Below are 3,972 nucleotides of genomic sequence, written 5' to 3' on the forward strand. Positions count from 1 at the left end.
GATTCATATCTTCACTCATAGGATTCCCAGCATGATTCATGCTGAAAATGAACGATTTCCCATCCTGGCGCTACGTGGGATGGCCTACGCGCTTACTCTCTAACGTCAGTTCCCCAATCTTGGCGTGCAGGGTTTTGACATCGACGGTCGGAGTCGCCGGCTCCGCTTTGGCTTCATCGCCGAAAACGCCCGTCGCGCCCTCAAGGAGCTGGTCTTTCCACTGCTTGATCTGATTAGCGTGCACGTCGAACTGCTGGGATAGTTCCACCAGCGTCTGTTCGCCCCTAATGGCGGCAAGCGCCACCTTCGCCTTGAAAGCCGGGCTATGGTTCCGGCGCGGTCGTCTCGTCATGGTATCTCCTGTTCCCGGCATCTAAGCCGAAGTCAGGCAGAAATTCCACTTATCCTTGCTGTCCAAATTTCTCGAGCCAGCTCTGTTACCACGCGCGACGCTCTAAAATCCCGCGGTCCTGCTCGGCGTGCTCGGATGGATACGCTAAAGGGAACGTTATCCTGTTTGTAGATCTCAAGGCGTTACGTTAGGGAATTTTGCGAGGTTAGACCGCTCGCTGGACAGAGCGCTAATTATCTCATACCGTCGCCATGAAGAATACTATCTGTATGCTGGCGCAAACTGCGTATTGATGATCGCTTCGACTAGCGTGACGCCATAGGGGGTTAGAGTTACGACATCGCTTTCAATGACAACCAGCGACTTTCCCACTAGCCCGCTCAAAGTGCAATTGATCATTTCGTTGTCAAAAAAGCTCTTTCCCTCGAAACGTTGCTTGAATATGCCATTATCTACCGGACTGAGCGTCGAGAGCGCCATTTTAAATGCAGTGACCTCCCGGTGAACCGGTGACATGCCGCGGCATTCCTGGATCGGGAGGCGATCTTCATACAATGCGCCCTTGTAGGCATTGTAACTAGTGATATTGATCGCTTCGGCTTTCGTGCATTTTGAACTACCCCCGAGGCCGACAGCTATTTCAGGGTACTGCTTGTCTAGATCGGTAATGAGGCCTTTCCATTTTTCCGGCTGATGATCGTGTCGATAAAAATACATGGTAGGATGTTCACGATAGGCGCCCTTCAAATTTTTTTCGATCAGCTCGCGCATTTGATATTGCTTTCCCAGACCAGGAAAGCTCATGTTGTTGCAATTACCTAGTCCTGCTTTCTGCCATACACTTCGACGCTCCCCAGATACGCCGGTACGGATTTTCATGAATTCTTCCAGATGCAGCTTGGTGCAGACGACATGGGAAAGATCCAGTTGGCGGGTTGTCTCCATGTCATATCCCACGTCGTCTACGCTCTGTCCCAGCATGCCGTAGATGAGGTCAACACTAACCCAGTCAATACCGACTTCCCGCGCGTCGTATATCGTCTCAATGCACTCTTTCGCGGAATGCATACGACCAGAACCAGAAATAAATCGGTCGTCAAAAGATTGAGCTCCAAAGCTCACCTTGGTGAAACCAAGCTCCTGTAGTAACGAAAGATATGATTTTGTCAGCGTTCCAGGTTCGCCTTCAAACCGCATCGTCGCAGCAAAGAAATTGAAATGGTCTTTGTAAAACGCAACTAATCTACGCAGCTCGGATTCAGGCAGCAGCGAGGGAGTGCCACCAAAAATATTGAATTCTCCAACTTCCACAGCAGCAAGGCTCGGCACCTTCGCCAGCCACAGTCTGGCTTCTTTAATATTCAGATTAACCAGATCTTTCATGACTGCCTGTGAAGACGCTGTGTGGGGATTGAGAGTGATCGTCGGAAACTGGCAAAAGTGGCAGCGGTAGCGGCAGCAGGGAATGTATGCCCACAGATGAATTTGCGGCGCCCTGGCAATTTCGCTATTCATGTCTGCAAAGAAAGACGACAGTGGGTAATCTTCTATATCTCCCGGGAAAACATGACAGCCGAACGGGTCTTTGTAGGTATAGTCCAGATATGCCTTATTTTCTGGCCTGGAAAGAAATTCGTGGACTAAAGGCACTGGATACTGGGGATCGAGGTCGCGTAAAGACGCCATCGCATTGGTCATTCAAAATACCCCTCCGTTGGCAAAGTAATTATGTGCTTCGCCAGATTCGCGATCTTCACAGAAGTACCAAACGAAGCGGTTAAAATCGGCCGAACTGACATTATCAACGCAGGCAGGTAATGCAGGAGGAAAACCAACGTCATCGCCGACTGCGCGGCGCAACGCGGCAAAAATCTCATCGCGAAACTCAAAATAAAGCCGATAGGATGGAGTTTTATAGGAATGAATAGCCTTGAAATCAATAAGGCGCATCTCGTGCTTGATTGCACCAATTCGTTGGTACAGTCTGTCCGCCACCAGCGCGGTAAAGAAGCTCCTAACTTCGACATTGTCTATCAAGATTTTTGGGTTCAATAACGCAGGCAATATAATATTTTTAGGAACGTAATCTTTTATTGAGTAAAACCACGCTTGTTTAGATTGCTCTTCTGTCGTGTCACGCAAGATTTTCTTCCCGATACCGGGGTCGGGTCGCACATCCTTCATGAAAATGAGACCGTCCTTGCCATAGGCGGCCCCGGTGATCACCTCATCAAGAATAATATCAATGCGTCGGCTGTTGACCTGAACGCGAGACTCTTCTGCGTAAACGGGCTTGCCGCCGCAGGCAACTACCTTGATACCGAAATCCCAGTCGTCCGATAAATGTTCAACGAAGCGACCCTTGTTCAACTGATAGAAGATTTCAATACCGCCTACTTTTTCATAGAATTCCCGCTCTACGGCAAAACCTTTACCATCCGGAAATCCACCAAATAACTTAAAAGAGAAATCCCGGCAGCGTAATGTCTTCTCAATTTCTCTGAAGAGATTGGGACGCTGACGAAAACTTTTTTTGTTGTAATAGTATTTACAAGTTCCCAAGTCCCCATCTTCTTTCACCATTTTGTCGATAAGGTGATGAAGCCAATACGCATCGACCGTACAGTCAGCGTCAGCAGAAACGATGTAGTGCTTATTTCTGGTCCCGAGTCGGCTATCTCGAGCCTTGGCTCTAAAAGACGCGTAATCCATGCCGCGCTTTCTGGCGGATGAAACGCCCTGCACTTTTTCCTCGATAATATGTGTGTCTACCGAAGAATATTTCGCTGCCAGGGCATTAATTTGCGCTACGGAATTGTCCGTCGAATTGTTGTCTACGATTATGAGCTCATAACTGCCGCATGTAATCAATTCTCTCAGCGTACTCTGGCGATAAATTGACTCAAGTGCAGAGGTGATACGCGTGCCCTCGTTAAAGACTGGAAGCACAACTGATACGAAGGTGGTGTCACGCATTTTCTTCACAGCCTTTCAAATTCAACACCTCAAAGAGGTCGTTGGAAAGGACGCGTTTTCCCTGCTGAAAATTCTTCTCCGCAACGGCCCTCATCAACTGATTGTTTGTGAGAAAGAGGAATACCTCATCGACAAATCGTTGGTCGGGTAACTCATCACGAGTGCCTGAGATTTCCAACATAGGGGCCACAAATCCGTGTCGACCATACACCTCGTGATAATATTCATAGCTCGTGGTGATATAGCAGCGTTTTTGGCTAATTGCCTCCCCGATAGGGTTGCCGTAGCTGTCGTAGTCATAGGAGGTGAGAAATGACACTAGATCACAAGAGTAATACAAGTCCTCTATCGTGAACGCGTTGCCTTCAGTAGGCATAAAGTCGTGATGCAAGGGTCCGGTAAATTTAATGTGCTGCACGATATCCAGCGTTTTTGCCAGCCGCTCAAGCTCAATATAGTGAGAATAGTTTTCATTTTTATCTCCAGCAATCACCAGAAATATGCGTTTACGTTCACCGCGTTCGCGGAGAAGGAGATTCAAACGATTGAACCGCGCCGGGTTTGCCGGAGGCCGTTTGGTTTAAGTTATGCGGCCATGGCTGGCGCGTCCAGCATGGCATAGTAACGTTCTTCGGCTTCGGCAG

General features: G+C 48.6%; 3 protein-coding genes and 1 pseudogene. All 4 read right to left on the bottom strand.

The window, feature by feature from the left end; translation table 11 throughout:
* Window positions 1-94: 94 nt before the first annotated feature.
* Window positions 95-352: pseudogene (locus tag PY650_RS36125) on the bottom strand (transposase); the annotation flags it as partial.
* Between the two features lie 261 nt (window positions 353-613).
* On the bottom strand, window positions 614-2,050 hold the full coding sequence (locus PY650_RS36130) for a radical SAM protein (protein WP_285884871.1): 1,437 nt from the start codon (window positions 2,048-2,050) through the stop codon (window positions 614-616).
* Window positions 2,051-3,328 (bottom strand): glycosyltransferase family 2 protein, encoded by a 1,278-nt coding sequence (locus tag PY650_RS36135; RefSeq protein WP_285884873.1) that lies wholly within the window; start codon window positions 3,326-3,328, stop codon window positions 2,051-2,053.
* Entirely contained in the window at window positions 3,321-3,869 is a 549-nt protein-coding gene (locus PY650_RS36140; protein WP_285884875.1) for a hypothetical protein, read from the bottom strand. The genes PY650_RS36135 and PY650_RS36140 overlap by 8 nt, the downstream gene beginning before the upstream one ends.
* Window positions 3,870-3,972 lie beyond the last annotated feature (103 nt).

This window comes from Martinezella calliandrae (assembly GCF_030272695.1).
GTDB classification, from domain to species: domain Bacteria; phylum Pseudomonadota; class Alphaproteobacteria; order Rhizobiales; family Rhizobiaceae; genus Rhizobium; species Rhizobium calliandrae.

Bases quoted from the DNA above. Each gene is read 5' to 3' on its own strand.
- PY650_RS36130 (WP_285884871.1), bottom strand. From the start codon at position 2,050: ATGACCAATGCGATGGCGTCTTTACGCGACCTCGATCCCCAGTATCCA.
- PY650_RS36135 (WP_285884873.1), bottom strand. From the start codon at position 3,328: ATGCGTGACACCACCTTCGTATCAGTTGTGCTTCCAGTCTTTAACGAG.